The sequence below is a fragment of the Vibrio sp. 10N.222.52.C3 genome (assembly GCF_041474195.1).
Taxonomy (GTDB): domain Bacteria; phylum Pseudomonadota; class Gammaproteobacteria; order Enterobacterales; family Vibrionaceae; genus Vibrio; species Vibrio crassostreae_C.
In genome coordinates this window covers 1-3,676 of the sequence record NZ_JBFRTQ010000179.1, presented here as the reverse complement: position 1 = coordinate 3,676, position 3,676 = coordinate 1, and the positions used below count along the sequence as shown (strand labels likewise).

3 protein-coding genes are annotated in these 3,676 nt (G+C 44.4%); all 3 read left to right on the top strand.

Annotation, left to right across the window (positions count from 1 at the left end; translation table 11 throughout):
- The first annotated feature begins 46 nt into the window (after positions 1 to 46).
- Genes AB4517_RS21365 through AB4517_RS21355 form a run of 3 tightly spaced genes read left to right on the top strand, consistent with a single transcriptional unit; the run spans position 47 to position 3,364 of the window.
- Complete coding sequence (locus AB4517_RS21365; protein ID WP_372149869.1) at positions 47 to 832, top strand: DapH/DapD/GlmU-related protein; 786 nt, start codon at positions 47 to 49, stop codon at positions 830 to 832.
- Positions 825 to 1,943, top strand: a complete 1,119-nt coding sequence (locus AB4517_RS21360) for a glycosyltransferase (RefSeq protein WP_136978473.1) — start codon at positions 825 to 827, stop codon at positions 1,941 to 1,943. Before AB4517_RS21365 ends, AB4517_RS21360 begins: the two co-directional genes overlap by 8 nt.
- Positions 1,940 to 3,364 carry a Wzz/FepE/Etk N-terminal domain-containing protein gene (locus AB4517_RS21355; RefSeq protein WP_017063900.1) on the top strand — a complete coding sequence of 475 codons (1,425 nt, stop codon included), beginning with the start codon at positions 1,940 to 1,942 and terminating at the stop codon, positions 3,362 to 3,364. The genes AB4517_RS21360 and AB4517_RS21355 overlap by 4 nt, the downstream gene beginning before the upstream one ends.
- The last annotated feature ends 312 nt before the right edge of the window (positions 3,365 to 3,676 follow it).

Below are 3,676 nucleotides of genomic sequence, written 5' to 3'. Positions count from 1 at the left end.
CAATATATGAAAGTACTTCTATATAACAAAAAAGAGGATTTTCATTATGACGTCAGTATCTATACATCAATTCAAACATTGGCTTAAGTTTCATCCTAATTCTCGAATTAGAAATGTGTTTTTCATTTTGAAAAACATCAGAAGCGCAGAGCTACCTACCCCTAAACTATTTAATCGCTGTCTATATCAAGCGCACAAGCTAGTGGTGAATCTGGTTTCTGGCTTTACGCGATTCTTCTACTGGACTCCGGCTTTCAAAGGTCGTGTGGCTCAATGTGGCAAACGCCTGTATTTGTATGGTGGACTGCCTTTCGTCAGCGGTCCGGCGCAAATTACGATTGGCGACAACTGCCGTATCTCTGGCCACACGACATTCTCTGGTTGTACTCAACAACTTGAAGGCTTGGAACACCCACTATTGTCGATTGGCAATAACGTCGACATTGGTTGGCAGTCGACTATCGCTGTTGGAGGTAAAGTGGTTATCTCTGACAACGTACGAATCGCAGGCGGCGCTTTTCTATTTGGATACTCTGGACACCCGCTTGATGCAAAACGCCGAGCGCTAGGTGAAGGTGACGACCCTCAGCAAATCGGTGACATCATTCTTGAACCCGATGTTTGGTTGGGCACGAATGTGACGGTCAAAGGTGGCGTAACCATCGGCGAAGGTGCCGTAATAGCCGCAGGCAGCGTAGTAACAAAGAATATTCCTGCCTTCGCAATCGCAGGTGGCAACCCAGCTCGAGTTGTCGGTCACATCAAACCCGTTGAAGTGACAGAATCCGATATGTTCGATTCGTTAGAGACTCATGGAGGTGACCATGCGTGATTTAATCGTATTTGGTGAAGACTTTGGTGGCCTACCTTCATCGACTCAACATTTAGTTCGTCACCTTGCTAAGCAGCACAAAGTCTTATGGGTCAACTCTATTGGCTTAAGACAACCGAAGCTGTCCGCTAAAGATGCCAGCCGAGCGTTCAACAAGTTGTTTGGTAAAACCAAAGCCGTTACTCAAAACATGCTCGACTCTGAGGGACACGACAACATTACTATCGTTAACTTAAAGACAATCCCTGCGCCTGCTTCTAAATTTTCTAGAAAGTTGGCTCAGCAAATGATGTTGCACCAACTAAAACCGATTATTGCGGAGCTTAATCTGAACGCGCCTATCCTATGGACTTCTCTTCCGACCGCTGTTGATTTGTGCGGACACTTAGGCGAGTCATCTGTGGTCTATTACTGCGGTGATGATTTTAGCGCGCTGGCTGGTGTTGATCATGACACCGTTGCACAGCACGAATCAGAGCTAATCGAAAAATCAACGCTTATATTCGCGGCTAGCAAAAAATTGATGGGTAAATTTCCAAAGCATAAAGCGCACTTGCTACCACATGGTGTCGACGTAGACCTATTTTCAACACCCGCACCAAGAGCAAAAGATTTACCAAGCAACCACCGCCCTATTGCTGGTTTTTATGGCAGCCTTTCTAAGTGGCTTGATTATGAAATGATTGATCATGTTGCGAATGCGATGCCGGAATGGGACTTTGTTTTCATAGGTCCAAACGAGCTTGATACGCTCATGCTGCCTAAGTTGAGTAACGTACATTACCTTGGCCCTCGTCCACACCACACGCTACCAAGCTATTCTCAACACTGGGATGTGAGCTTGTTGCCGTTTGTTGATAACGAGCAGATCCGAGCGTGTAGCCCACTCAAACTAATGGAATACCTTGCGGCGGGCACACCCATTATCACAACACCGTTCCCTGCTTTGGTTCCATATCAAGGGCACGTAACCACGGTTGGCAGTGCCAACCAAATGATTTGGGCGCTTGATCATGCACGCGAGCTAAGCAACTCACCTATCTCTGTCGTCGAACAAGAGAGCTGGCAGAACCGTGGTAACTTCGTACATTGGATGTTGGAGCTATTATGAATAATCTGAAATTGCGGTTATTAGTCATCATCAATGCGATGTGGCGCCAACGCTACGTTATCGTTCTGCCAATGCTTATTTTGCCCTTTGTAGGCTTTGGTGTGAGCAAGTTGGCTCCAACTAAATATGACGCGCATACCAGTATGTTGATTCAAGAAACGGCCAAGATGAATCCATTCTTGGAAGACATTGCCGTTTCGACGATGCTCAAAGATCGACTTAACGCATTGAGAACACTGCTTCACAGTCGACATGTGCTTTACTCGGTCGCTGATGAACTGCAATTAACCACGCCAGATATGCCTGAAATTGAGAAACAAGAGATCATTACTGACCTGTCTCAACGTCTAACGGTGACTCAGCTTGGAAAAGATTTTCTAAAGATAAGTCTAACGTCGAACACACCAAATGGAATGGAAGCGACGCTGCGCTCGGTAAGTGAACATTTCATTGAACAGTTACTCGCACCGGAACGTTCATCGATTGAAGATTCAAGTAACTTCTTGAAAATCCATATCGACAAACGTAGCGCAGAGCTTGCAGAAGCAGAAGAAGCGCTAGCTGCATACATGAATGAGAATGTTCATTCGACGCCTGAGGTACAGAGCCAAAGTTTGAATCGCTTAGCTTCACTCAAACAAACACTGGCAGAAAAAGAGGCCGAGTTATCGGGTGTCGAAAAAAGTTTAGGGTCAATCGACCAACAACTTTCAAGAACCAACCCTGTGATCGGTAAATTAGAAGACCAGATCATCGACATTCGTAGCGACCTTACCTTGTTACAAGCTAAATACACGGACAAGCACAGTGCTGTGCAAGCTAAAGTGCGTGAGCTAGACAGACTAGAGAATGAACGTAAGAGTTTGCTCGAGGTAACCCAGCCAACGATGAACAGCGACCAGCTTTGGGATATCGCAAGTAGTACGACACTGAACAAACTTTCTGATACCCAACCTCTTCTGGTCACTCAATTACACAGTTTACAACTGGTTCGTGCTCGCTTTGAGTCTTTAACTGAAGAGACCAAAAGCCTTCGAACTATGATTTTCGAATTAGAACACAAGGCCAATAACTTCGGCGAAAATGCAAAAGAGATGTACCGCCTTAAACGTCAAGTTGAAATCAAACGTCAACTATATGATGAACTAACAGAGCGTTATGAAATGGCTCAACTAACGGGTTCGCTTGGTGTATTCGAGCAAAATAAACGTGTGAAGATTATCGATTTGCCTTTCACACCGAGTGTCAAATCTAACATGCCGACTTTTGTTTTTATTCTGGCTGGATTCGTTGCAGGTATCGGATTGGGTATTGGTTTAGCGGTATTGTTTGAACTGTTTGATTCTTCAATCAAACGCAAAGACGAAATCGAAGATATCTTGGGTGTCCCTGTGATAACGGTGATCCCGAAAATGAGCTAGTCAGCCTCAAAGCCATTTTTGACTTGCTCGCTTCACAGCTTTCTAGCTTCGTGCATCCTAGAGCAAAACGCCAACACTCGGTTGGCGTTTTGTTTATTTAGAGCCCCAGTTCTAATGCTACTTTCGATTTACCCAAGCCCTATGATTCAAACTGCCATTCAATTGTATTTTGTTTTGATTCCCATTTTGAGAAATGAAAACTGCCCTAGAATTAAATAATCTAAACAACTGAAAAATAACGGTTATTTAATTGGCACAACTCCTGCAATCTCCTTGTGTAGTTAAACGTTTTAAAGAAGTTACTTCAAGAGA

What these genes read in the sequence shown, in the direction of transcription:
- AB4517_RS21365 (WP_372149869.1), top strand. Translation starts at nt 47, where the DNA reads ATGACGTCAGTATCTATACATCAATTCAAACATTGGCTTAAGTTTCAT.
- AB4517_RS21360 (WP_136978473.1), top strand. Translation starts at nt 825, where the DNA reads ATGCGTGATTTAATCGTATTTGGTGAAGACTTTGGTGGCCTACCTTCA.
- AB4517_RS21355 (WP_017063900.1), top strand. Translation starts at nt 1,940, where the DNA reads ATGAATAATCTGAAATTGCGGTTATTAGTCATCATCAATGCGATGTGG.